The sequence below is a fragment of the Roseivivax sediminis genome, from assembly GCF_900112685.1.
Classification (GTDB): Bacteria; Pseudomonadota; Alphaproteobacteria; order Rhodobacterales; family Rhodobacteraceae; genus Roseivivax; species Roseivivax sediminis.
The window spans coordinates 94,207-118,640 of the sequence record NZ_FOMS01000006.1 but is presented as its reverse complement, the minus strand read 5'-3'; the positions used below and the strand labels follow the sequence as shown (position 1 = coordinate 118,640).

The 24,434-nt window shown below is 63.4% G+C and carries 20 protein-coding genes; 5 read left to right on the top strand and 15 right to left on the bottom strand.

Annotation, left to right across the window (positions count from 1 at the left end):
• The first annotated feature begins 39 nt into the window (after positions 1-39).
• The gene (locus F3H57_RS10880; RefSeq protein ID WP_149755944.1) at positions 40-360 is read left to right on the top strand and encodes a helix-turn-helix domain-containing protein; all 321 of its coding nucleotides are present in this window, start codon (positions 40-42) and stop codon (positions 358-360) included.
• Between the two features lies 1 nt (position 361).
• Positions 362-1,273 (top strand): ImmA/IrrE family metallo-endopeptidase, encoded by a 912-nt coding sequence (locus tag F3H57_RS10875; protein WP_149755943.1) that lies wholly within the window; start codon positions 362-364, stop codon positions 1,271-1,273.
• A gap of 191 nt (positions 1,274-1,464) precedes the next feature.
• On the opposite strand, the gene F3H57_RS10870 is transcribed toward F3H57_RS10875, so the two are convergent.
• The 4 genes from F3H57_RS10870 to F3H57_RS10855 form a co-directional block, all read right to left on the bottom strand.
• Positions 1,465-2,388, bottom strand: a complete 924-nt coding sequence (locus F3H57_RS10870) for a DUF2493 domain-containing protein (protein ID WP_149755942.1) — start codon at positions 2,386-2,388, stop codon at positions 1,465-1,467.
• Between the two features lie 315 nt (positions 2,389-2,703).
• A complete protein-coding gene (locus F3H57_RS10865) occupies positions 2,704-3,744 on the bottom strand; it encodes a DUF7146 domain-containing protein (RefSeq protein WP_149755941.1) in 1,041 nt (346 codons plus the stop codon).
• A complete protein-coding gene (locus F3H57_RS10860) occupies positions 3,744-8,090 on the bottom strand; it encodes a strawberry notch family protein (protein WP_149755940.1) in 4,347 nt (1,448 codons plus the stop codon). Before F3H57_RS10860 ends, F3H57_RS10865 begins: the two co-directional genes overlap by 1 nt.
• 114 nt (positions 8,091-8,204) lie before the next feature.
• The gene (locus F3H57_RS10855) at positions 8,205-9,353 is read right to left on the bottom strand and encodes a hypothetical protein (RefSeq protein WP_149755939.1); all 1,149 of its coding nucleotides are present in this window, start codon (positions 9,351-9,353) and stop codon (positions 8,205-8,207) included.
• A 302-nt stretch (positions 9,354-9,655) separates the two neighbouring features.
• Here F3H57_RS10855 and F3H57_RS22210 point away from each other — a divergent pair, with 302 nt between their 5' ends.
• Both F3H57_RS22210 and F3H57_RS10850 read left to right on the top strand, forming a co-directional pair.
• Entirely contained in the window at positions 9,656-9,805 is a 150-nt protein-coding gene (locus F3H57_RS22210; protein ID WP_188129661.1) for a hypothetical protein, read from the top strand.
• Positions 9,806-9,838: 33 nt separating this feature from the next.
• The gene (locus F3H57_RS10850; protein ID WP_188129660.1) at positions 9,839-10,495 is read left to right on the top strand and encodes an SEC-C metal-binding domain-containing protein; all 657 of its coding nucleotides are present in this window, start codon (positions 9,839-9,841) and stop codon (positions 10,493-10,495) included.
• 156 nt (positions 10,496-10,651) lie between these two features.
• On the opposite strand, the gene F3H57_RS10845 is transcribed toward F3H57_RS10850, so the two are convergent.
• From F3H57_RS10845 to F3H57_RS10800, 10 genes are all read right to left on the bottom strand, one after another.
• Positions 10,652-12,778: a ParB/RepB/Spo0J family partition protein gene (locus F3H57_RS10845; protein ID WP_149755937.1), complete on the bottom strand. Its 2,127-nt coding sequence runs from the start codon at positions 12,776-12,778 to the stop codon at positions 10,652-10,654.
• Between the two features lie 123 nt (positions 12,779-12,901).
• Positions 12,902-13,306 carry a DUF2958 domain-containing protein gene (locus tag F3H57_RS10840; protein WP_149755936.1) on the bottom strand — a complete coding sequence of 135 codons (405 nt, stop codon included), beginning with the start codon at positions 13,304-13,306 and terminating at the stop codon, positions 12,902-12,904.
• Positions 13,303-14,013, bottom strand: coding sequence for a zincin-like metallopeptidase domain-containing protein (locus F3H57_RS10835; protein WP_262504511.1), 711 nt, complete (start codon positions 14,011-14,013; stop codon positions 13,303-13,305). Before F3H57_RS10835 ends, F3H57_RS10840 begins: the two co-directional genes overlap by 4 nt.
• Positions 14,014-14,074: 61 nt before the next feature.
• Positions 14,075-15,766 carry a group II intron reverse transcriptase/maturase gene (gene ltrA, locus F3H57_RS10830; protein ID WP_149755935.1) on the bottom strand — a complete coding sequence of 564 codons (1,692 nt, stop codon included), beginning with the start codon at positions 15,764-15,766 and terminating at the stop codon, positions 14,075-14,077.
• Positions 15,767-16,218: 452 nt separating this feature from the next.
• Positions 16,219-16,608: an ArdC-like ssDNA-binding domain-containing protein gene (locus F3H57_RS10825; protein ID WP_262504508.1), complete on the bottom strand. Its 390-nt coding sequence runs from the start codon at positions 16,606-16,608 to the stop codon at positions 16,219-16,221.
• A 183-nt stretch (positions 16,609-16,791) separates the two neighbouring features.
• Positions 16,792-17,658 (bottom strand): hypothetical protein, encoded by an 867-nt coding sequence (locus F3H57_RS10820; RefSeq protein ID WP_149755934.1) that lies wholly within the window; start codon positions 17,656-17,658, stop codon positions 16,792-16,794.
• On the bottom strand, positions 17,655-18,587 hold the full coding sequence (locus F3H57_RS10815; RefSeq protein ID WP_149755933.1) for a hypothetical protein: 933 nt from the start codon (positions 18,585-18,587) through the stop codon (positions 17,655-17,657). Before F3H57_RS10815 ends, F3H57_RS10820 begins: the two co-directional genes overlap by 4 nt.
• Positions 18,584-19,012: a hypothetical protein gene (locus F3H57_RS10810; RefSeq protein ID WP_149755932.1), complete on the bottom strand. Its 429-nt coding sequence runs from the start codon at positions 19,010-19,012 to the stop codon at positions 18,584-18,586. The genes F3H57_RS10815 and F3H57_RS10810 overlap by 4 nt, the downstream gene beginning before the upstream one ends.
• Before the next feature lie 49 nt (positions 19,013-19,061).
• Positions 19,062-19,571, bottom strand: coding sequence for a GNAT family N-acetyltransferase (locus tag F3H57_RS10805; RefSeq protein ID WP_149755931.1), 510 nt, complete (start codon positions 19,569-19,571; stop codon positions 19,062-19,064).
• A 3-nt stretch (positions 19,572-19,574) separates the two neighbouring features.
• Positions 19,575-19,874 carry a type II toxin-antitoxin system TacA family antitoxin gene (locus tag F3H57_RS10800; protein ID WP_149755930.1) on the bottom strand — a complete coding sequence of 100 codons (300 nt, stop codon included), beginning with the start codon at positions 19,872-19,874 and terminating at the stop codon, positions 19,575-19,577.
• A 166-nt stretch (positions 19,875-20,040) separates the two neighbouring features.
• Between F3H57_RS10800 and F3H57_RS10795 the strand changes: the two genes are divergently transcribed.
• Entirely contained in the window at positions 20,041-20,838 is a 798-nt protein-coding gene (locus F3H57_RS10795) for a hypothetical protein (protein ID WP_149755929.1), read from the top strand.
• Positions 20,839-21,082: 244 nt separating this feature from the next.
• Here F3H57_RS10795 and F3H57_RS10790 read toward each other — a convergent pair whose 3' ends face one another.
• Positions 21,083-24,376 (bottom strand): NERD domain-containing protein, encoded by a 3,294-nt coding sequence (locus tag F3H57_RS10790; RefSeq protein ID WP_149755928.1) that lies wholly within the window; start codon positions 24,374-24,376, stop codon positions 21,083-21,085.
• Positions 24,377-24,434 lie beyond the last annotated feature (58 nt).

The window sequence follows — 24,434 nt, the reverse complement described above, 5'->3', positions numbered from 1 at the left end:
ACGTGTTCGCCATGAGATTCAAAAGGTTAGAGGTGACGGATGGCGCTGGCGGACCGGATCAAGGCGTTCCGGATGAGGAAAAAGCTGTCCCTACAGGAGCTTGCCGATTCTGCCGGGGTATCGAAGGCGCACATCTGGGACCTTGAAACGGGGCGCAGCAAGAACCCGTCGATGGACCTTCTGATTAAGCTCGCCAACAAGCTTGATGTCGCTATCGTCGACCTCGTCGGCGAGAACCCGGACGCCGAAGAAGAGGGCTCGCGGGTGCTGGGCATGTACCGCGAACTTAAGAACCTGTCCGACCGCGATCTCGACGTCATCAACTCGATGATCGAGCGGTTGAAGAGCAAAGATAGTTGACATGCAGGTGACTCGGCTCGATCTCGACGGCACCGGATCGCCCGAGGGTCTGGTCACCAAGATTCTGAAGGCCGAACCGGGCCTGACCTACCCCATACCCATCGAAGAGCTGGCCCAGGCGCTCGACATTATGGAAATCGGCGAGCTGGAGACGAAGGGATTTGAGGGTAGCCTCCTGATGCTCGAACACCGTGCGGCCGGCAGTATACTCGTCAACAAGAAAGCGCGCGGCGGACGGCGGCGCTTCACGATCGCACATGAGCTTGGGCATTTTTTGATTCCGAGCCACAAGCCCGTAAAGGGCGATGTCTTCCTATGTTCGCGCGACGACATGCGCATGTGGTCGGCGGCGGAACAGGACACCTATGCCCGCATGGAGGTCGAAGCGAACAAGTTCGCGGCGCTGATGTTGATGCCGCCGCCCCTGCTGCGCCCCTATCTTGAGCGCAAGCGCGATCCTGATCTGGCGCATGTGCTCGCGCTTCACGAGGATTTTGACGTCAGCAAGGATGCTGCCGCCCGCGCCTACGCACAGTACCACGGTGCGGGCGTCGCCGTTGCCGTCGTGCACGATAGCAAGGTCTTGAGGGTCTACCGGCCGCCCACGTTTCCACGCCTTGGCGCGCTTGAGGGGCAACCGGTCCCGCGCTCCTCTGTCTACTGGCACACAAGGCAGTCGGGCATGCCGCTGTCCGACCTCGTCGAGGGCCAAGCGGGCCACTGGCTGGAATCGGACTGGGGGAAAAAACTCCCAGTCCTGTACGAGCAGGTCCTACACCAGCAGATGGAATATGCGCTGGTGATGCTGTGGCCCGAGTTCGCAGAGGAAGACGAGGACTACGATCCGGACGAGGACCGTACGTCGAAACAGCGTCTTGCGGAGCGTCTCGCGTCGAGCCGGCAGCGCAGCTGATTTCGCGATAGGTAGCTCACACGTCAAAAGAAGGACCGCCACTGTCATCATGGCGGCAGCGGCCGAACTGATGGCGCAGCCGTCGATTGTCTCGGCTACCTGAAGTCAGCTTACATCACTAGGTCGCCGAAAAGCGGACAGGCAGGAAACCACCCAAGGGTCGCTGATTCCACGCAAGACGGCGACGGCGCTCACGCGCCGCCGAATCGCCAGACCGGGATGCCCATCTTGCGGGCCTTGTCGGCGAGATTTTCCTGTATCCCGGTACCGGGGAAGACGATAACCCCGATCGGCAGGACGGCGAGCATGGCATCGTTGCGCTTGAAGGGTGCGGCCTTGACGTGTTTGGTCCAGTCGGGCTTGAAGGCGACCTGCGGCACCTTGCGCGTGTCGGCCCAGCGGGCGGCGATCTTCTCGGCGCCTTTGGGCGAGCCGCCATGCAACAGCACCATGTCCGGATGCTTGGCGTGAACCTGGTCGAGCTTTGCCCAGATGAGGTGATGATCATTGAAGTCCAGTCCCCCGGTGATCGCCACCTTGGGGCCTGTGGGTAGCATGACCTCTGTCTCGGCCCAGTGCCTGGCGGCCAAAAAATCCCGGCTGTCGATCATCGCGGCCGTGAGGTGGCGATGGTTGACGCGCGATCCGGTTCGCGGCGACCAGGGTGATCCGGTGGCGCGCAGGTAACGGCCGGCGGCGCTCTCGCGAAAGACTTCCAGGCTGTCGCGCCGCTCGATCAGGGATTGCCCGCTCTCGATCAGGCGCTCGAGCTGCACCGATTTGACCTCGGATCCGTCCTGTTCGCGCTGGAGGCGCTTCTGCGCCTGCTCATTGTCGTCGAGCTTCCTTTCGACCCGCTCGACGGCGCGGTGGAACATGTTGACGCTCGACCAGAGCAGTTCGTCGAGGTCGAAATCGAGGCAGGTATCGGCCATGGTGGCGATGAGCGCGTCGAAGATGTCGGCGACGGCGCCTTCGATGATACGATCTTCGGGGGCCGGTCGCGGATCGGGTTCGCCTTCGGCGGGACGCCAGCCGTAGAGCTGCAACTCGGTAAGGATGTGGTCGGTTGGGGATGCGCTGTGGTGCGGTTCGAACTCGTCATGCTCGCTCATGGGATGCTCCATCGGTAGGGCTGCGACCCTCGCGGCCTTCATGGCGACGAAGCCCACGGGCGGGACGGGCCTGCACCCGGAGCGAGAGCGTGAGGGCCGAAGCGACAGCGGAGGATGGCGACGGCCGACTATTTTGTTTCGCGATGGAAAGCGCTCCCCTCGGAGCGCGCCGGAAAATAGCCGGTCTTCGCCATTGCCGGCCCGGCCCGTTTGTGGGCCGATCGCCCTCTCGAAGGCCGAGGCGCGGTTCTCATCCTGCGGCTGGCGCATCCGGGCGGGCATGGCGGCATCGCACCGCTTTGTATCCCCTTCCGGCTATGCCGCACGCGACATGAAGCGGGCGACGTCCTCGGGTGCAAGCTGCGGGCGCAGTCCGGCTCTCAGTGCATCCAGGCCGAGATGCCGGAGATCCTCGTTGAGATCGCCCATTTCCGGCGAGAGCACGATTGCCTCGATCCCGGCCGCGCCCGCCCGGTCGATCAGGCTGTCCCGTGCGCCGTCGCCTGCCGGGTCGTTGTCCTTGACGATATAGAGCCTGCGAAGCTCTGGCGGGAACAGGATGGCGGCGAGATGGGCGGCGGACAATGCAGGCGCGACGGCGAGGTCGGGCAGAACCTGCCGGAGCGACAGCATGGTTTCGATGCCCTCGCCGGCGGCCATGACGGTCCCCGGCACACCGATGCGGACGGCGTGACCGAGCAGATCACCCATCGCCTTGCGCTGTATATCGATCGGCGCCTTGCCGGCACCGTCCGGGGCAAGCCAGGTGCGGTGCGCGCCGGTGATCCTGCCATCGAGATCGGTGACGGCGGCGATCATCGCTGGCCAGGTCTCGGTCGGACTGTGCTCGTCGGGCCGATAATAGCAGCGCGGATGGAAACGCAGGCTTCCGGTTCCGTGCAAAGCCGTAAAGCCGCGTTTGCGCAAATACGTCTCCACGAGCGTCCCCGCGATCGGCTGCGACATGGCAAACAGCCGCCGCGCCGCTTCGGCCGAGCCCGATGGCGCGGGCGTGTTGGCCGATTTCCTCGACACGGGCTCTGGTTCTGGATGCGGCAGGCTGAGAAAGCGCCGGGCTTCCGCGACCACATCAGCGAAGTCGAGCAAATCGCAACTCTCGCGGATGATGTCCAGCAGATCGCCATGCTCGCCGGTGGCGGCATCGGTCCATTTGCCGGCCTGTCCCTTGGGCGAGTCCCTGAGCCGCACGAACATCGAGCGGCCGGGCGCGTTGCGGACATCGCCAACCTGCCAGTAATTGCCCTGGCGGCGACCGTTGGAGAGATAATGGCGGCACACTACCTCAGCCTGCCGGCCGAGGCGGTGTGCCAGATCGGAGGCGTCGGGACGGGCCATTACGCTGCCTCCCGCTCGGAAATCCGCGCGAGCGGATAGGTGTCGAGCAACCTGCCGAGAACCGTCGGGCCACTCGCATCCACCGGAACGAAGAAGCGGAGCTTCCACGAGATGATCTCGGTGAACAGCCCATAGGCGCGCAGGCGATCCCGCATGGTGTCGGTGAAGCCGGTCAGCTCGATCCGGTTCGCGCCCATGACGCGGGCGCGGCGAAGCTGAAGACCCTCGGCCAGGTCGAGAATGGTCCGCCCGTCGATCAGAGCGGCATAGGCGTCCTCAGGGGCGAGGCTGCTGGTGCCAGTTGATGCGGCGCTCGCCGCCCAGGCCGGTGAGACACGGCGGCCGATGATGCGCTCGCCGTCATCGGTCTGGAGCCGATAGACCCGCGTGGATTCATTGGGCAGGCGCTTCCACACGGGCAGGAGCAGTCCGGCGACGATATGGAGCGTGCTGTTCTCGTATTCCGGCACATCGTCGAGTTCACGGGTCCAGGCCGCCGCGAAGGTCTCGCGGTCGGCTTCCCGCCAATGGCTGCCGGCCATCGTCTTGAGGGAAGCGTGAAGATGCTCCATCGGCCGGACGAGGCGGACGCGGCGCTCGATCTCGCCATCATCAAGCATCAGCGACGGCGCCGGAAGTTGGACGGCGGCGCGGCCGGATTTGCCGTTCACCAGCAGCTTGCCGATATCGGAATCGGCATGCGCCAGCGCATCGGCCAGTCTCAGGGGCCAGTTGCGCCGTTTCTCGGAGATGGTGAGGAGCTGGGTTTCCGCGCCCGTCGCCGGATGGGTGTAGATCAGCTGCCGGTCAGTGACGACGAAGCTCTCGGCCATCAACGTTTCGAGGCCAACATCATAGACACCGCTTGCGATCGCGCCCTGGACCCTGGCGTCGAGCAATTGCTCGAAGGCGGTGAACAGGATGCCCTGAAGCTCGATCGTCAGCGCCAGCAAGCGGTTGAGGAAGGTGGTGATCGGCGGCAGATCGTCCTTGATGCCGTTGGCATCCATCAGCTTGAGGCCGGTGGCGCTCTCGAAGCGTTCGAGCGAGCATCCCTCGATCTTGCCGGGCACGATCAACAGATAGAGCTGGCGCAGGGCATCGCGGGCATAAGGGCTTTCCAGATTGTCCTCGGGGCGGAACAGGCCCTGACCGCCGGTCTGGCGCTGGCCGCGCGTGATCGCGCCGAGCGTGTCGAGCCGCCGGGCGATGGTCGAGAGGAAGCGCTTCTCGGCCTTCACATCCGTGGCGATCGGCCGGAACAATGGCGGCTGCTTCTGATTGGTCCGGTTGGTGCGGCCCAGCCCCTGAATGGCGGTATCGGCTTTCCACCCCGGTTCGAGCAGATAATGGACGCGCAGCCGCTGGTTCCTGGCGGAAAGATCGGCATGGTAGCTGCGGCCGGTGCCGCCCGCGTCCGAGAACACGAGGATGCGCTTGTGGTCATCCATGAAGGCGGCGGTTTCCGCGAGATTGGCGGACGGCGCGCGGTTCTCGACAGTGAGGCGGCCGCCGGTGGCGTCGGCACCCGACTTGCGCACGATGCGGCGCGAACGGCCCGTCACCTCGGCCACCAGATCGGTGCCGAACCGCTGCACGATCTGGTCGAGCGCGCCGGGAACCGGCGGCAAGGATCCCAGATGCTCGATCAGTTCGTCGCGGCGGGCGACGGCCTCGCGGCTTTCGACCGGCTGACCGTCCCGATAGACCGGGCGCGATGACAGATTGCCTTCACTGTCGGTGAAGGGCTCGTAGAGCTGGGTCGGGAAGGAATGCTGCAGATAGGAGCCGACATATTCGCGCGGCGTCACGTCCACGCAGATGTCGTTCCACTCCTCGGTGGGGATTTCGGCGAGGCGGCGTTCCATCAGCGCCTCTCCCGTCGAGACGATCTGAATGACGGCGGCGTGGCCTTCCTTAAGATCGCGCTCGATCGAGCGGATCAGGGTCGGCGTTTTCATGGAGGTCAGAAGATGGCCGAAGAAGCGCTGCTTGGTGCTCTCGAAGGCCGAGCGCGCGGCGGACTTGGCCTGCCGGTTGAGCGTTCCCTCGCTGCCGGTGATGTTGGCGGCCTGCATCGCCGCGTCGAGGTTGTTGTGGATGATCTGGAAGGCCCCGGCATAGGCGTCATATATCCGGCGCTGCTCTTCGGTGAGCCGGTGCTCGACCAGCTCATATTCCACGCCGTCATAGGAGAGCGACCGCGCGGTATAGAGGCCGAGCGAACGCAGGTCGCGCGCGAGAACCTCCATCGCCGCGACGCCGCCATCTTCAATGGCTTCGATGAACTCGGCACGCGTGGCGAAGGGGAAATCCTCGCCGCCCCAGAGCCCGAGCCGCTGGGCATAGGCGAGATTGTGGACATTGGTGGCGCCGGTCGCCGAGACATAGACCACGCGGGCATCGGGAAGCGCATGTTGCAGGCGCAGGCCGGCGCGCCCCTGCTGGGAAGGGGCGACGTCGCCGCGCTCGCTCTTGCTGCCGCCGGCGTTCTGCATGGCATGGCTCTCGTCGAAAATGATCGCTCCATCAAATTCTGGACCCAACCATTCGACGATCTGCTTTACCCGCGAAACCTTCTCGCCACGGTCGTCGGAGCGCAGCGTGGCATAGGTCGTAAAAAGGATGCCTTCGGTTAGCGTGATGGGCTTGCCCTGCGGGAAGCGTGAGAGCGGCGTCACCAGCAGGCGTTCCATGCCGAGCGCGGACCAGTCGCGCTGCGCATCCTCGATCAGCTTGTCGGACTTGGAGATCCAGACCGCCTTGCGCCGGCCGTGCAACCAGTTGTCGAGGATGATCCCGGCCGACTGGCGGCCCTTGCCGGCGCCGGTGCCGTCACCGAGCATGAAGCCGCGCCGGAAGCGGACGACATTGGTGGCGTCGGCGGGAGCGGCCTGGACGAAATCGAAGGTCTCATCGACCGTCCACGTTCCTGCGAGATAGTCGGAATGCGCCTCGCCGGCATAGATCACCGTCTCGAGCTGGGCATCGGACAGCACCGAATGGATGTTGGACGTCAGCAATGGGCGATAGCTCGGCTTGGGCGGCGCGACACTCGCCATCGCGGCCGACTGCACCAGTCTGGTTGGATGCGCCTGAGCGCCGGGAATGCGGATCGACTGCAATCCATATGCCTCATAGATGGCGTCGGTCAGACGCGCACCGTCCGGCGGGGTCCAGTCCACGGTCTCATAGGCAAGTTCGACGCCCTCGGGATCGGCGGCGACGGATGTGGCGGGACGCGCAGCGGCCTGGCGCGCGAGGTAACCGCGAACGGTTTTCGGTGCAGCGCTCGAACGGGCGGTGGTAACCATTGGCAATGAGACGGGCAGGCGCGGCGGCACCTGCGCCTCGATCCAGCCGAGCAGGGTGGCGACATCGGGCGCGGCGCCGGGCGATGCGGGAAACACGGCCGGATCGCCGGCGGGCACTTTGTCGATGACGGTGAGCCGCGTCGGGAACGTCGTGCCGTGCCGGGCATAGACCGAGCCGTCGATAGCGGCGGTGAAGACGACACGGCCGCGCTCAGCCAGGCGGACGAACGCCTCCCGCCAGTCCGGTGCGTCTGGTGCGAAATTGGCCCCGGTGATGGTGACAAGCCGTCCGCCGGGAGCAAGGCGGGCCAGCGCCGAGGCGACGTGGCGGTAGCAGGCATCGGTCACCCGGCCCGACACGTTCGCCATTGCCGAGAATGGCGGGTTCATCAGCACCACGCTCGGGATCGCCGCACGATCCAGATGATCGTCGATCTGGGCGGCGTCGAAGCGGGTGACGTCAACGGCCGGAAAGAGGGAGGCGAGCAGGTCGGCGCGGGTCCCGGCCAGCTCGTTGAGGAGGAGCGCACCGCCGGAGATTTCGGCGAGGACCGCGAGCAGGCCGGTACCGGCCGAAGGCTCCAGCACGATGTCGCCCGCCGTGATGCCGGCGGCGGTGACGGCGGCGAGGCCGAGCGGGCTCGGCGTCGAAAACTGCTGGAGCGCCTGGCTCTCCTCGGAGCGGCGCGTATGCGTCGGCAGGAGACCGGCGATTCTGGTGATGGCGGAAAGCCGTGCTGACGGAGACGCGGCTTTGCGGAAAAGCGCCTTTCCGTATTTGCGCAGGAACAGGACGGTCGCCGCCTCACAGGCGTCATAGGCGGTCTTCCAGTCCCAGGCGCCGGAAGCGTCTGAAGCGCCGAAGGCGGTTTCCATCGCGGTGCGCAACGTGGCAGCGTCGATGCGCTGGCCGCGCTCGAACTGGGGGAGGAGCTGGCGGGCCGCCGCTAGGATGGCGACTGAAGAGTCGAAGGCGGGAACGGACGGAAGCGGCGCGGCCTGCGCCGCCGCGCCCGGGAAAACATTCTGCATGGGAAGTGCCTCGGGAGAGCGGGAACGGGACGAACCCGCTGGTGCTCTCTCTCGACCGCACGGGCTCAAACCCGTCCCGGCCCACCTCTCACTCGAACTGCCCCGAAGGGTCCTCTATCGGATCAAATGGGCGCAACCGCGCTTTCGCAGAAAGGCCTGCATCGCTTCCGAAATCGGTGGCTCGACATCGAACACCCCGAAGCGCTGCCGAAAGCGATCCCATTGTCGGCCGAGATGCCCTTTTCGGCGTGCGCTCGGGCAAAGCCAAATCCAGTCGAGTCGCCAGGGTCTCTCGCCCGGGTGGCCCTGTGGCCGGAAGGAACAAGCGCCGATGATGCGTCCATCAACATCGAAGAACAGAAATCCGACAGCGTCGGGGTCGTGACCGGCATCAAGAGCCCATTGCGGAAAGTCGTACCCGAGCTCGCGTTTGAACTCGAGCGCTCGATCATACACTTCCTGGCGCTTCCATTTCGGCGAAGCCGCGTCAACCCATGCGGCATCCAAATCCCGCTCCAGCGCCTGCATGAAACGCCTATGGGGTCGAGGCTCGATGATCGAGAAGCGCTTGCGGTGGAATGACCGATGCGACTGCTCGTCGGTGCGGGATCCTTTGACATAGGTCATGCCGCAATCGGGGCATTCGACAGCTTTGGATTCCGGGCGCTTGCGGTACTTGGGCGCACGGACCGTCAGCCATAGTGCTTGACCGTCAGTATCCGCCACATACTCCACCCGATAGCCGTGAGGTGTCTTGAATCGCGTTGTTTTCCGGCCGTTCCATTCGCGATGGGGTGCGGTCAATGTGACGGGTTCCAATCGGTGGCGGTTTTCCTGGTAGAAGAGAACCGAGATTTCCTCGCCGGTCACATAGGGCGAAGCCGTTAGTCGCCCGCGGAGGCGATCGCAAAGTTCGGAGACATCGATGCGGAAGCCCAGCCTCTCCAGCCAGATGCAGAGTGCGGCCGCGTCGACGGCCGAAAGCTTCTGAAAGCCGTAGACCTCGTCATTTCGCCGCGCCGGTCGCGGAAACACCCAACGAGATGGCAGGCTCAATGCCGCTGCGAGCGTCTTGAGATCAATGACCGCCGGGGGATCGAGGCGGCGATCCTGTGAAAGCAGATAGTCCTCCAGTTCGGCGTCCGATGCCCATCCCTCTTCCGCAATGCGTTTGTCCATCGTATTCGGCCGGCGGGGCGTGACCGGCGCCGGTCTTTGCAAGGCCTGCCAAATCGCCTCTATGGTCTTGGCCTCGATCTCCATGTGCCTCCTCGCACCGCCGAACGAATCAGCGAACCGAACCTGATGGTGCCACGAGCATTGTAAATCGGTCTCGAAGTCATTGCCGGAAACGAATACGGGTCCGGCACGCCCCGTGGCTGGGAGCGAGAGAAACGCAGAGAACTTCCGTGTGAGTCGAAGCGGAAGATGCTATATCTGCATGCGAACGGAACGGGAACGGTGATTCTCCGAGGGGTGGAATGGTCTCTATTCTATGGACAGAAACAAACAGGCCGTCGGAACGGCACATCGTGGTGCATGTGCACCAGGACGGCATGCCCAGGATGGATAAGGGCTACTTCTTTGTCAGCGACGAGAAGGACTGGGGCGGATCGGGGCCGTTCGATATGCGCCTGGACGAGACGATAAAGAGGGCTGAACAGAGAGCCCGTGAGCTCGGTATCGAGACCGTTATCGTCATTCCTCGACCGTGATGGATTCTCGAAATCGCTCAATGGACGTGCGCAGTGCCCGCGATCAGCACCGATCTTTTCAAAAAGAACTTCACGACGACGCCAGAATCGCTGAATTCGGCGATTCGGGCGTTCTGTCGCGATATCAACCCGAAAGATGACCCGGTCTACCTGCCGGTCGCGCCGGACGCCGCCGCCGTGCGTTCGGAATGCTTCAACAATGTAGCGGCCAAAGTCGCAATTGAGGGTGGGACACTCGTCTATGGCTGGCTCATCTGGGAGTGGCCGCGTGTCTTCGTGGAAGCCGAACACCACGCGATTTGGGAGAAAGACGGCACGCTGGTCGACATAACGCCAGCCATTAACGGAGAGCAGCGGATTCTCTTTCTTCCGGATCCGACGCAGACTTATGACTTCGCCTCCCAAAAGCGCCGGATCAACATCAAGCGAAGTTCTGGAGTGTTTTCCAGTGTCGACGGTTGGATCGCTGCCGCAGACAGGTTGCAGCAGGCAATCGAGGACAACTCGACAGGCAACCAGGTTACGCTTGAGCGATCTTATCTTTCCGCCTTGGGGCGCGACATACAGAACAGCTTGGCCGCCGTGTTCGTGGATCTTGCCCGGGCGACGCGGCCGAATGACCCCTGTTTTTGTACAAGCGGCAAGAAATTCAAAAAGTGCTGCGGTCCCCTGGTTCAGCTCTATCCATGATGCCCCGCTTTCGCCGGGCATGATTGCGCTGTCGAAGCATGCCCTTGGTCCGTCTGCTGGAACGACAGCCCTGCCTGTCTGGCGTGAAGAGTAGACGCGCGGCCGTAGACGGACGAGAGATCGTGCGGGGCGGCCGGAACCGCCCCGCCAAAACGGTCACTCGGCAGCGACGAGGTGTTCTTCTTCGTCACCGTCTGCGGCACTTTCCGCGTCATCCCCGGCGAGGAATTCCGGCAAGTCCTCATTGCCAGCCTCGGCACCGCCCTCGACCGGCTCGCCGTCGAGATCGGCCACGCGCAGCGGCTCGGGCAGCCAGCCGGTATCGGCCAGGAGCCGCTCTGCCTCGGTCGCCATGTCGCCCTTCTTCATGTGGTCGATAAGCTGGGCGGCCTGCTCGCCCGCGCCTTCGCGGACGGCTTCGAGAATGCGCGCCTTGGTGACGCGGCCGAGATAGTTGCCGACGGTCGGCTTCCAGCCTGCTGCCACCATGTCGAGGCCCGTGGCGTGCTGGAGGCGGTCGGCCTGCGCCAGACGGACGTCGAGCCCGTGCTGGCTGACGCCGGTTCCGCCATAGGGGTTCGGCCGCTCGAACAGCGCGTTGACCCCGAAGCTGACGCAATGGGCGAGCAGATCGAGGCGCGAGGCGTCGTCGAGATCGGTCAGCCAGTCCCAGAGCGCCTGATCGTCGGCCGGGACGTGATCGCCCCAGCGTTCATGCCGCTCGGCAATTTCGCGGGCAGCTGCGCTGTCCTTCAACTCCTCCGGCTGCGCGGAAAAGAAGACATGGCGCACGCTGGCCTCGAGGCATCCGGTCGGCGCGGTGCGCCGGAAGGTGTCACTGACCAGCTTGTGCAGCAACAGGGTCATGGCGACATCCGGGTGTTCGGCGACGGCGTTGCGCAGCGCCAGGGTGCGATGCGCGGTCAGCTCGATGACGAGACGTTCGGGCAGCGGCTTAACGCCGTCATCCTCGTCTTCCTCCGGCTCGGCGGGCTGGCCGCCGATCGTGATGACGGCACGCTGGCCGGTGGATCCATCCGACTGGTCAGCATCGCCACCAGGCTCCGATGCGTCAGCGCCATCGGATCCGACCGGGCGTTCATCCTCGGGGCGGACATAGCCGCGATCCACCGACAGGGACCCATCCGCATCGATGCTGACGAAGGCGCCGGCGACGGCGATATCGTCCGGATCGTAGATCGTCGGGCGCCGCTCGAAAGCGTCGAGCGCCTGTTCGATCTCGCCCAGCCGCTCGTCGATCTCGTCGGGAAGCTCATCGGCCTCACCATATTCGGCTTCGATCCGGTCGTATTCATCCCGCAGCGCCTCGCGGATTGTGCGCTCTTCCTCGGTCAGATCGACCGTGGTGCCGACAAGCTGCCGCAGCCCATGCTGGTGGCCATAGGGGAAGCTCACAGCGACCTCGATCCATTTCCAGCCCTCGGCGGCAATGGTCTCCGCTTCGGCCTTCAGCTTCTTGGCCACCAGCTGATCGAGCAGCACCGGGTCCTGCAACCAGCCCCCATCGTCGGACTGGAAAAGGTCGCGCAGCACGATGCCGCCAGCTTCTTCATAGGCCTCCACGCCAACGAAAACGGCCCGTTTGTCGGAGGCCCGCACTGCGGTTTCGGTCAGCATCCGGCGGATGGTATAGGGCTCCTTCTGCCAGCTATCCTTGATCGCCGCCCAGACCTGTTCCTGTCGGGCATGGTCCTCCGAGACGGTGAAGGCCATGAGCTGTTCGAGCGTTATGCCGTCCTCGGCATAGGTTTCGAGCAGCGTCGGCGAGACGGATGCGAGACGCAGGCGCTGCTTAACGACCTTCACGTCGACGAAGAAGGCCGCGGCGATGGCCTCTTCGGTCATGCCCTTCTCGCGGAGGCCCAAGAAGGCGCGGAACTGGTCGAGCGGATGGAGCGGGGCGCGCTCGATATTTTCGGCCAGCGACACCTCGTCGATGAGGATATCGCCACCGGCCTCCGAGACGACACAGGGCACCGGCGCGGTCTTGTTGAGGCGCTTCTGCTTCACCAGCAGTTCGAGTGCCCGGTAGCGGCGCCCGCCGGCCGGCACCTCGAACATGCCGGTCTCTTGGCCATCAGCATCGATCACCGGCCGGACGTGCAGCGACTGGATCAGGCCGCGCCGGACGATGGACTCGGCGAGTTCCTCGACCGAGACGCCCGCCTTGACGCGCCGGACATTGGACTGGGACAGCACCAGCTTGTTGAAGGGAATGTCGCGCGAGGACGACAGGGTGATTTTCTGAGCGGCAGTAGCCATGTTCTCAACTCCGCGACGGGCGCCGAAAGCCTCTCTCTCGGTCTGAAAACCCGTCACGAAGCGAAGCGCCGCCCTCTTCCTCTAAGAGAGCGGCGCAGCATCGCGGAACCGGGCGATCGGCATTCAGGTTTTGCGATTTTCCGTGTCGGCGGTTTTCCGGTCCGGCGCCCCGCCACCGGAAGAACGGGCGTAGAGGATGCGCTCGGCCGCCCGGATACTGCCGGCCTGGCGCGCCGCCTCGGCCCAGACCGTGATCGGGAAGTCTCCAGTGAAGAGGACGTCCCGCTCGATTCCCAGGCCGAGGGGCAGCCGGACCGCTTCCATCTCGCGGAGGCTCCAGCTTCCGAGTTCGGGGCAGCCGATATCGGCCAAGCCGAACATGGTGTCGCCGTCCGCGTCCAGTTCGGCCGCGAGCCAGACACCCTCGCCGACGGGATTGAAGAACTTGACCACCGGGATGTGGTCGACATCGCGTTGACGGCCATTGGCGAGAAGCCTTGCGCGCAGTTCGTCGGTCAGGAGGATCATGCCGCGACCCTCCCGTCGTTCGCGATGGCTGCATCGCCGCTCGCAGCGTCATCGTCAGGCAGATGGGCCAGCAGCCAGTCGGCCGCCTTGCTGGCCTGCGACGCGGCGCGGACGACGGCGCGATTGTCCTCGCGCATGACCTCGAGCCAGGAACCGATGTAATCGGCGTGCCGGACGGTCGGCACGATGCCGAGCGCGGCGCAGCAGAACGCCGCCGAAATCTCGGCCACCAGTTCCTCGAAGGCGTATTTCTTCGAACCGAAGGAACCGGAGAGATCGCGGTTCAGACGCCTGGGGGCGCCGCTGGCATGGGAACATTCGTGCAGGGCGGTGCGATGCCAATTGATCGGCTCGAAGAAGGCCTGCGGCGGTGGGACCATCACATAGTCATGCGCGGGAACGTAGAAGGCGCGGTTGCCGCCGATGCGGAAGTCGATGCCGGTGGCCGCAATCAGTGCCTCGACCCTCGGCTCGATCAGGCCGGAATCGGGCGGCGGCGCGGCCGCCGCGATTTCTTCGGGGAGGTTCTCGCATTGCGCGGCATTGAAGACCGTGAAGCGCTTGAGGAACGGAATGGCCTGCGCTTCCTCGCCCGTCTCACGGGCGCGCCGCCTCTCGTCCTCGGGGGTGAAGCGATCGGCATAGACGACGGTCGTGCCGCGTTCGCCCTTGCGCACATTGCCGCCGAGCGCGAGGTCGGGTAGCAGGGCAGCGTTACCGCTGCCCCGCCCCCTCAGAACCGTGCTTGCGAGTTACCCCGCACACGGCTCAAGCAAACCGCTTGCGATCCCGTTCACTCCTCTCGGCCGCGAGGGCTTGGAGATGGCAGTAGAGGTGCATAAGACGCTGGTTATCGAGTGTGCGTTTTCCACCAAGGCGTGGTGCCATGATATGGTGGGCGCACAGGGCCTCGTCGTTGTGCAGGGTCTCGCCGCAGCGGAAGCACACGCCCCCTTGTTCCTTGGCGAGAACCTGTTGCCGGCCGGAGAGCTCGGCATGTCGACGCGAACGCCGCCATTTCCAGTAATCTTGGAGGGCAGGATCATCTGGCGACGAGCCCCCTTTGACGAGGATATGACGAACGATCGGAGTCCACGCAAACTTGATGAGACGCCCATGATCTCCGGCAGCATCGCCAAAGACCCAGTAGTCCATCCTCTTGGGGTGCAGTTTGCCCCAGTATTTGCGCCTGACCCAGTACCACGGCTTCTTCGGATGTGTCTTCCGTGCCCAGCGAACCTCCTTGCCGAAGGTCCAACTGTCAAGCTGGGCAAATAGCCGTTTCGATACAACGCTCCGATAATAGTTGCTCCAACCACGTATGATCGGATTCAGTCGAGTGAGAACGGTGACAATGTTCTGACCGTCCAGCCCTCGCCATTCCCGTACCATCCGGGCTTTCAGCGACTTCACCGATTTCCGAGAAGGCTTGATCAACAGTTTCCAACCCCACCGGGTTTCCGGAGCCCGATATTGGCGGATGTTGAAGCCGAGGAAGTCGAACCCGTCGGATAGATGCACTATCCGTGTCTTCTCGTCTGAGAGGACAAGGCCCCGCGCTGCCAGCCAGGCGGATAGCTCCACCCGAGCCTGACGAGCATCTTCCTCGCTATCGCAGAAGACGACAAAATCGTCCGCATAGCGAATCAAGCATCGCTTGCCGACATTGTCGCCACGGGTGATGTATTTCACACCAACCGCAGCTTCCATGCCGTGCAGGGCGATGTTGGCGAGCAGAGGACTGATCACGCCACCTTGCGGCGTACCGCTGTCGGTGTCGTGGAAGACCCCGCGCTCCATGTACCCCGCTTTCAGCCACTGACGGATGAGTTCCCTTGCCGGGAATCCGTCGACAGCATTGAGCAGGAATTCATGGTCGATATTATCGAACGCCCCTTTGATGTCGGCATCGAGAACCCATTTCCGTCGGCGCACTGGTGCGGCGACATTATAGATTCTGGCAATGGCATCGTGGCATCCCCGTCCCGGCCTGAACCCATAGCTGCAAGGTTCGAAGCGAGCCTCCCAGTAGGGTTCGAGCGCGTTTTTCACCCGTGCCTGCAAAGCGCGGTCACGGATGGTGGGGATGCCAAGGGGACGCAGCTTTCCGCCTACCTTCGGAATATACACCCTACGCGCTGGCGCTGCTCGCCACGGCTGTGCCGACATGAGGTCGTCGGTCAATTCGTTGCGCTCCGCGACGGTCGTCGTGACGATACCGTCTACGCCAGCAGTGTACTTTCCCTTGTTCTCCTGAGTGACCTGTCGCACGCTTTTCAGCGTGTTCGAGTAACTCCTGAGCATCAGGTTCTGTAAAGAACGGACCTTTGCAAGGTCGTTCTCACGGGACGCCCGGAAGATGCGCTGTCTCAGATTGCGAACGCGCCGATTGACCTGCCGCCAGTTCACGGCATTCCAGTCGGTCTGTCCCTTGGTTCCGTTTGCAGAAGAATTCCGCACCTAACTTTTCCCTCGGTTAGCAATCGTCACAACGTCTTCGGGCGGTTCACCAGACCCACGTCAGCAGCCTTTCAGCTTGGGCATCGCCCTATCCGGCGGGTTATGGATTTCCCTGACCTTTCGATCTGCCGGCATTCGCTTCTTGGGTCTTCCTGTTCCCGCTGGGCATTCAGCTTCCCTTACGGTCCGCCTACCGACGCTGCCGCCGGTTCCCATCGGGGTTTCCGTGTTCCACATGAAGGAGATGCGGTCGGGGCGGGCGCTCTCCGTACGCCGGGGCGCGGTGTTCGCGGTGGGGCCAAACACACCCCAGTTCGCATTTGCCCAGCTCGGCCGTGTCAACCAACGATTACGGCCTTACTTCCTCACGACGCGTTTCAATGAGAATTCACTTGCGTTCGCCCTTCCGACCTTCGCCTCGCCCGACGAAATGCGTTGGCTGCATTTCCATCTTAGGCTTCCATTCCCGCTTCACACCGCGCCGTTACCAGCGCCGCATGGGGAAAGCGGCGACAGAGTTGAACACTACTCATGGACCCATGGGTCACTCCTTTCATGCGACTTGCACGTCGCACGGCCTGGCGGAAAGTCAGCCAGCTCTGGCCCGAAAAACCGTGCTCGATCACGGCGCCCCACAGGATCAGCACATTGATCCCGGAATATTGCCGGCCGGTCGCGGCGTTTCTCGGCATGGCGAGCGGCGCCTTGGCCGCCGCGCTCCCCCAGGGCTGGACCCAGGGCACGCGGCCGCCCTCCAGTTCGGCCACGATCTTGTCGGTGATCTCATCATAGAGGCTCGTCCGGGCTGAGCCGGCGCGAACGCTGCGGTCATGTCTCGTCATCGCGGTTCTCCGCGACGGGCGCCGGAGGTCTCTCCTCCAGCTTCCAACCCGTCACGAAAAACCCCTCCAAACTCTCCCTCTACGGAGGGCGTTGCGGGGTCTCCCCGCAGAAGGGGTCGGCCAAGACTACAGGCTCGGCCGCAGGGGAAGGCCTTCCCCTCCTACCGATCTCGTCGAGAAGTTCTAAGGAGCGTTGCGTGAGCAGACTGCGTTCATGCCGGGATGGAGGGGGACTCGATCCATTTCTTCGCGGGGCTTGAAAGTCTGCGGGTAGCTGCGGCCGAGCAATCCAAAATCGGTCTCGCCATCACTGTGGACGCGGAGCACTGCGTCCGGACTGAGGGGAAACGCAGCGTAGAGGTCGAACATTCCCCAATCGGTATGGCACCCAAGGGAGCGGCCATAGTGCTGCGTGACGGACCTGGCCGCGTCATAGACATGACGCGTGACATGGAGAGGGACCGCGATCTCCAGCACACGCGCGCGACCGATGGACGACAGCTTGTCGATGGCGTCGCCCTCATGATGATTGAAGTAGACGGACTCACCGCCCCAATGTGCGAGAAGGGAGGTGACGCCGCCGTCGTCTCGCGGGAGCGGATGCGACACCATCCAGAACTTCCCGTTCCGGCCGCCGAATTCGTCGTCGTGGAACGGGCTCGAATCGAAGAAGAATTGAGCCTCCTCGGCGGCCAGATCGCCGCTGGCGACCAGACCGGCGATCCGCTGCTGCACCGTCTCCAAGGTGGCCGGACAGATCCCTTCGGCCCGGATGATCCCGATTTCATGATCCGTCAGGCGCGTATAATGCCATGCGCGAATGGTGCGCTCGGCCATGTCGGTCGCGAGGTCTTCGACAAACGCCAGATAGTCGCCGGCATACGGATTCGAAGGGGGTGGCCCGCGTCGGTCAGATGCCTCGCGGGCGAGGAAATTGGTGCGGCTCGTCCTATAATAGTCGATGAGAAGCGCACGCTGTTCACCCAGCCTGGCGAGGAGCGCCGCATCGAAAGTCGACAGATCCCAGAGATCGATAATGGAGCCTGTCATTCGGCCACCGGCGTCGGATCAGAACGCTCTTGAGCGAGAATATCCGCGGCCTGCCAATTGTCGCCATCTTGCGTCGCGACGAATTCGCGGTCCCACACGCCCCAGCCTTCCGGAAGCGGACGCTGTGCAAGCGGGTTGTGCACATAGGTGAGAGGGCGAACGCGACGGGACATATTGCCGAGCCCGATGCGCGACCACAGGACGCCCGAGATGTCGGCAAAGCGCTCGTCGAGAAAAGCGGTTCGCGGAATCGGATCGCCGTCGCGCTCGATGACGGGCGCAGCATGAAACCCCTGATCCACGATGTCGCCGGTTTCGAGGTCAACGGTGACGTAGGCGTCGCCGATGGGAAAGAGCGAGCTTATGATCAGGGGCGGATCGTCGCCGACATACGGCCCGAAACGGCTCGCGCTGATGGCAATGATGCGGACATCGTCCCTGCCAATGACGCCCTCGCTCAGATAGCGCGCGATCCTGCGGGATTTCGTCCAGAAGGCGCTTGTGGTGCGAAGTTGAGCCTGGCGAACGGGCGCCGGGGCGAATCCCCCGCCCTCATTGATGGGCACGGGACGCGCGATCTGGTCCGGTCCAGACTCGCCGTCATCTGGCGCGATCGCCTCGATCCAGATGCGGCGGCCGTCCTCCACGACGCAAAGGTCGGGCTGGCCGCCTTCGCGGAGACGCTCGGCCGCGGGTAGAAGCGCGCGCCCGGCTTCCAGCAATGTGCAGCCGAGATACATTTCCCAGAAGCGGCCGTCGACATCGCGCGCGAATCCGTGGCGAAAGTCGGGATCGGCATAGGGCTCGTAGGTTTCCCACATCGCCTCGATGCGCTCGTGCATCTCCTGTTCGGCCCGGGATTGCCGTGCCCTGATGTTGACAAAGCCCGGATCGAGATTGTCGCCGTCGATATCGAATATGCGGGTCACTGGTTTGCGGCTCCGACGGGATCGACGGCGAGGCTGGTCGGGAAGCCGCCATGGGGTGGCGCGATATAGGCCTGGCGCGCCTTGGCGATCGGCCACTTTTTGTCCCGCCACCAGTAGAAGTCGGGATGCCCCCGCGCGGCCTGTCTTATTTCACATTCCATCTCGGTGCTCTCCCGCGTTCCAGGGACGGCGAGAAGGCGTCCTGTCGCAAAGCAGCGCACTGCGCCGCGAGCCGTGGTCTCGGTATCGAACGCGACGTCGTCGAGGCATATGCCGTAGATATCGCGCGTGATGGCGCCGGTTTCGCTTTCGATGAGAAGATCCTTCGACGCCTTGTCGAACCAGACCTTGACGCGGCTGCCGATCGCCGGCGATGCATTCTGAATGTATGGAATGGCCGGCTTGGGCCGCTTATCTTTCGGCATTGCTGAAACTCATCATTAACGTTGATCGCGAAGGGACCATGCGCGCCCCTCAGCGTCTTGCCGCGGCGATCGAGGCGGTGATCGCCGCCATCGAGCGGAACAGGACCAGGGGATCGTCCTTCGATGGAAGGAATCCGCGCCGGCGCCAGAATTCCGCCGCCTCGTCGTCGACGGCGTTGACCATCAGCGCGCGACCGCCGACCAGCCCTGCCGCGGTCACACACCGCTCGAGAGCGTGCTTGAGCAGGCCTGTACCGATCCCGCGCCCAGCCCAGCCGATGTCGGTTGCGAGTTGCCCGAGCAGCAGGCACGGAACCGGATCGGGGGGTTGACCGGTGCGGATGGACCGCGGCAGGACGCCGGGAACGACGGCGGTCGGCGCGAGGCCATAGTAGCCGACCACACGCCCCGCCTCGTGCACGACCAGGACGGCGGTAAAGCCCTTCTCCTGGTTGGAAAGCGCCCGGGTCTTGAGCCAATGGTCGAGGGTCGGTTTTCCGCAGGTGAACCTGGAAACGTCGTGAGCCGCGGTGAGCGGTTCGGGAGCCGAGAGGACCAAGGCTCAGCTTTTGGCGCCGTAGCCGGGCTCCCACGGGGCCGGACGCTTTACCAGTTCAACGATTTCGGGCACCGGGGTAGCGGGTCCGGACAGGACCTTCATGAAATCGGCGAAGCCCTCCGGGCTCATGCGAATGAGCCCGTTTTCCATCAGCACATCCTCGGCGGCGCGCACGGCGGCCTCGCGGACGAAGTCCGTGCGCGAGCGGCCGCGCAGGCCGGCGGCGCGATCGATCATAGCGACGTCGGCCTCGGGAAGGCGCATCGAGATCGGGTGTTCCTTGCGTTCAGCGTTGGTGACCATGGTTTTCTCCTGCAGGGAAAGATAGACGAGCGTAGCGCAAATTGCAATACACATCACCGGTCAGACTCCCGACCTATCGCGACAATCAGGGCAGCGGAATCCTGCGCTTGACCAAACTCTCAGTTTGTGGGAGTTAATAACTACCACTTAATGGGAGTTACGAATCATGGCGCGCCCCGGACAGTCGGCAGCGGAAGCTTTCACCTCTCGTGAAGTCGCCGTCGCGGCCGATGTGACCCCCCGGAATTTCGCATTGCTGGTGGACCAGGGGCTGGCGCCTCGGTCGACGAACGATGGCTCCGGAAAGGCCGGTCACCGCACCTACGACAGCGCCGGCCTCGCGCACGCCGCGTTGATCGGGGCGCTTCATCTCGCCGGATTTGAGCTGTTGGTATCGGCCCGCCTGGCGGCGGCATTCGCCGACGATTTTGGCGCCAGTAATGGCAGGCTGCCGTCGAATCTCAACGCCTATATCCGCGGCGAGTTGAACCCGCACAAGGGTCTGCCCTGGGGTGAGATGCCCAATGATTTGCCACTCGATTTCGAGCAGGACTACTGGCTGCACTACCTGCTGCGCAACCGGTCGACGATCTATCGGCGCGGGATCGCGATCCGGGGCGACTGCATCATCGACATCGCGGATCACGCGTTCGTCCTGACCCATTCGCAAGGGCTGGAGAAGATCAAGATATTCTCCCCGGTTTCGCGGGAGGGCCTTCCGGCGAGCCCCGATTATCGGATCATTGGACGAGGGCCTTCCGCGCGCATCGTTCCCATTCATGAGGAGGTTGATAGCCTCGACTTTCAGATCGATCCGAAGTCTGCAGAGAGAATGCGGCAGCTCGAACGCGAATATATCGACGGGCGCAAGAATGCAGTGGCCGTGGTACAGGTCAATCTGTCGCTGGCAATCCGCAACGCCTTTGATCGGTTGCAGGACGATCGCGAGAAAAAGGCGGCGTAGCGAATGGAAACGCTATCAGTGACGACCCGATCAAAAAGCGAGCCGCGACAGGGATTGAGGCGGATCGGCCAGATGAAGATTGTCTCATCATTGCTCAACCGGTCTGAGGACCTGACGCCCGATCAGCTCAAGGAAGGCCAGGGGGTAAGTTGCTTGGGTGAGCATAAGCGCGCCGCCTTATCGGAAGAGGCGGGAACTGTGGATTGCCACGGTCTCTTGAGGATACAGCGGTGAATCCGCGCGTCTATCGGTTGACGGCGGTTGTGGAAGTCTCGATTGCGCGGATGACCTCGATGGCATCTCGCGCGAACGGGTGATCTGCACTTACACGCCGCAGCCTGCGGAGATCGTTGCGATCACCGTGCTTCGCAATCACGCCAAAGGCGAAATGCAGGTCCCGATCACGAAAGCCCACCCGATGATACGATGTCGGGGGCACGCCCTCATCAACCAACTTCCGGCTGACCGCGAGCAAGTCGACCGGAAACACATCCACCAGGTTAAGCGCTGGATAGTTAGGTGGTCGCTCCGCCACGTGGCTTGCCGCCAACGGCTCGTTTATTTCCGCGAGGCAGCCGATGACACGTTGCGGACGGAGCGCGTGCAATTCTTCCCAGGCCGTGCGGGCCTGTTCCCTGTCGGCGTCGCGGCCGGACTCGGCCGCATAGACCAGTGTTCTGATGAGAACCATGCATTGTTGTGCATCGTTCTCGGCCTCCACAACCGGAAGCGGCGCTGCGTGTCGTGCGAGGAAGCGAACCGCCAGCACGAAGGCAGCCATCTCGTCTTGGCTCATCGGGTTCGTCTGGGACGGAAGTCGCGCCAGGTTCGAGAACAATGGAGCGTCTGACGGCTCTTCGTATTCTGCGATCCTTTGCGCCAAGTACCTCACGCTCAGGGAATCGCCGATCCCATCAGCTTGAAAGGCGCGGCGATAGAGCAGACGCTGGGTCTCCTCCGGCAACGCGTAGACTTCCTCGGCATAGATCCAATCAAACGGGTGATCGAACATCCGCGTGTAGACGCTGAGAGCTTGCTCGCGGATATCGTCGCTGTCCGCTTCCCCAATCACAGCCGCGACCTCGTCATGGATGGCAGCGCGCTGCCCTTCGCCCTCGTCGTCGAGTGCCCCCAGTATCTTGAGGGCATCGATCACGCTCGAATTCAACGCCCAGTTCGAGGCATGAATCTCGAGGGCGTTGATCGCCTCGATGAGGCCCGCTTTCGCCGTCTCCTCAGCATCGCGGACGAACCCGACAATGTGCAGCAGCTCCAGCCGAACATGGTACGGCTCGTATCTCCACCGCGTGCGCAATACCTCGGTAAGCTCACGCGTGAATCGCGTGATGTCCTCCTTGCCAAACAGCTCATGGCGTTGCTTAAGAACGAACAGGAGCTCGCCGGAGGTCAAGCCGACAAGGGACCGCATGGTGATCCCCGCCGGGCGATTGCCGATGATATGGGTGAACCTCGTTGCGTCAGCCTGCGTCGCGGCGAGCGTGAAGTTGTGGCGCGGTCCGAAGCCATAATAGGCCAATGCGAAAGCTTCACTGCGCAAGGCGACGTTGCCTGCACGAGCCGCCTCGGCAAGCCGCGACCGTTCCTCGACCAGTTTTGTATCCATCGCCTGGCACAAAACCAGGTATTCCTTGATGCCCGTGCCCTTGGCCGCGCGAACGCCCAAGGCCTGAAAGCGGGCTCGACTCGTCGCCGGGGGCTCGATGTGCCCCTCCCATTCGAGGCGCTTGAAGGCCTCACCATCCGTTAGTACCAGCTTGGACTGCGCGATCTCGCAGAGAAGACTGGCGTGGCTGGACTCGAGAATAGCCCAGGCTGTCGCTGTCGCCAACGGACCGAGTTCACCGTCCGCTGCATCGGCGATGATGTCTGCATCCGTGATTTCCTCCAGCACCGCACGGCAGGCCGGCTCCGTGTCGAGAGCGGCGATGATGTCGCGGGCCAGTGGACGAAAGAGCGGCGTGCCCAACCGGACGCCAAGTTTGGCGGGATCTGTCTGCGCCAGCCTGACCAGTTCTTGAGCGGCGCACGTGCTCTGAAAGATTTCGTGACTGAAGGACACCCTGCCGCCTCGAGTTTCCAGAACGCCGGCGCGCAGAACTGCCTCGCAATCGTCGAAAGTCAGGTGCTGTGCCAGCATGAACTCATCGAAGGCAGTCTCCGATAGGGAATAGGCCATTTCGTCGGTGAGGCGCGCCGCGAGCCGTCGGAGGCCCAGCGAACCCGAACGCGCATGTGGTCCCAGTCGCGTGCGGATGAATTGGTCGACGAGTTCAAGGCGCGTAACGTTTGACCGCAACTCGTTACCGATTTCACCCACGATGCGCGCCTCAAACCCGCTCCGCACGCTGCGCAGCACTTCTCTTGCCGCCGAGGTCAAGGCGCCATGTCCCCGTTCGGCGATGCGTGCCTTCAATGTCTCTGACGGTTTCCCGACGCTGACGCTGCTCAGGCCGGCCAGACCTTCTGGACGTGGCTCCTGGCTCGCAACGACAACCCGCGCCTCATACCGCCTTGCTAGAGCCTTGAGTCCTCGCAGTGCTTGGCGCGCATTTTCGGCCGACAGCTCATTCAAGCCGTCGAAGATCAGGACGATCGGTATCCCCAATTGCGTGGCCCGGCGCAGGAGCCGCGGATCGTAGGAGTCAACGAGCAGCGAAATCTCGCGCTGAACCGCCTCCGCCCACGAGCCCGAAAACAGCTTCGCCGAAACGAAGAGGCATATGGCGCCGGTCGCTGTGTGCTGAAGTCCCAGCCATTTTGCCATGAGGCTCTTGCCACAGCCGGATGGTCCCCACAAGAAGCTGCCAGCCTGCTCATTGATGGAAGCCATGAGAGCCCCTGCCTGCTCGTCATCTTCCGGAATCCATAGATCGCCATCGTGCTGGTATTCTGCAGCGAACGCCCGCCGATAGCGTTCGGCCCACTCGCTAAATGCCCAGGAGTCTTCGGCTGCCAGCGCGGCGTCCAGGGAAGTTGCGGTCAACTTCAAGGACCGCGCAAAGCCCTGCCAGGCCGCCAGTGACCACGGACTGCCTCCCGTCGCTCCCAACGCAGCCAGCACCTCGGCAGTCGACCCGATCCGAACCTTGAAGTCGCCCGCAGTGATGGTTGACCCCGCAGGAAGGTCGCCGGTCATCGCGACGAACCCATCCGGGTAGAAATCGCCGATGGGCGCTGCCTGAGCCATGGCATCACGCAGACGGTTCTTGGCATCGAGCGCCTGCTGATAGGGGTTGCGGAACGGCGTCCACTCGCCGGATGGAGACAGCCGCTCCCACGCGCCATTGATTTCGCCTCGAACTGGAAGCTTGGTGGCTTTTGCTTCGACAAGTGCGACGCCATTCTCCGTCGCCACGACGAAGTCGATCTGTCGCCCTTTGAGGTGAAAATTGCACAGGATGACGGCCGCCGTCGCGCCTCGAGTAAGATGATCGACGAGGGCGCGCAGGAAGACACGTTCCGAGTCATGTTCCAGCGGTCCGCCGCAGAAGATCGTCATTTGGCGTGTCTGATTCATGATGTGGATTCTACAGTTTCGCTGCTGAAAAGCACTCCTCGATGCAGATCATCGCGAT

Excerpts from the sequence above, each read along its gene's own strand:
- F3H57_RS10880 (WP_149755944.1), top strand. The coding sequence starts at position 40 with ATGGCGCTGGCGGACCGGATCAAGGCGTTCCGGATGAGGAAAAAGCTG.
- F3H57_RS10875 (WP_149755943.1), top strand. The coding sequence starts at position 362 with ATGCAGGTGACTCGGCTCGATCTCGACGGCACCGGATCGCCCGAGGGT.
- F3H57_RS10870 (WP_149755942.1), bottom strand. The coding sequence starts at position 2,388 with ATGAGCGAGCATGACGAGTTCGAACCGCACCACAGCGCATCCCCAACC.
- F3H57_RS10865 (WP_149755941.1), bottom strand. The coding sequence starts at position 3,744 with ATGGCCCGTCCCGACGCCTCCGATCTGGCACACCGCCTCGGCCGGCAG.
- F3H57_RS10860 (WP_149755940.1), bottom strand. The coding sequence starts at position 8,090 with ATGCAGAATGTTTTCCCGGGCGCGGCGGCGCAGGCCGCGCCGCTTCCG.
- F3H57_RS10855 (WP_149755939.1), bottom strand. The coding sequence starts at position 9,353 with ATGGAGATCGAGGCCAAGACCATAGAGGCGATTTGGCAGGCCTTGCAA.
- F3H57_RS22210 (WP_188129661.1), top strand. The coding sequence starts at position 9,656 with ATGGATAAGGGCTACTTCTTTGTCAGCGACGAGAAGGACTGGGGCGGA.
- F3H57_RS10845 (WP_149755937.1), bottom strand. The coding sequence starts at position 12,778 with ATGGCTACTGCCGCTCAGAAAATCACCCTGTCGTCCTCGCGCGACATT.
- F3H57_RS10840 (WP_149755936.1), bottom strand. The coding sequence starts at position 13,306 with ATGATCCTCCTGACCGACGAACTGCGCGCAAGGCTTCTCGCCAATGGC.
- F3H57_RS10825 (WP_262504508.1), bottom strand. The coding sequence starts at position 16,608 with ATGACGAGACATGACCGCAGCGTTCGCGCCGGCTCAGCCCGGACGAGC.
- F3H57_RS10820 (WP_149755934.1), bottom strand. The coding sequence starts at position 17,658 with ATGACAGGCTCCATTATCGATCTCTGGGATCTGTCGACTTTCGATGCG.
- F3H57_RS10810 (WP_149755932.1), bottom strand. The coding sequence starts at position 19,012 with ATGCCGAAAGATAAGCGGCCCAAGCCGGCCATTCCATACATTCAGAAT.
- F3H57_RS10800 (WP_149755930.1), bottom strand. The coding sequence starts at position 19,874 with ATGGTCACCAACGCTGAACGCAAGGAACACCCGATCTCGATGCGCCTT.
- F3H57_RS10795 (WP_149755929.1), top strand. The coding sequence starts at position 20,041 with ATGGCGCGCCCCGGACAGTCGGCAGCGGAAGCTTTCACCTCTCGTGAA.
- F3H57_RS10790 (WP_149755928.1), bottom strand. The coding sequence starts at position 24,376 with ATGAATCAGACACGCCAAATGACGATCTTCTGCGGCGGACCGCTGGAA.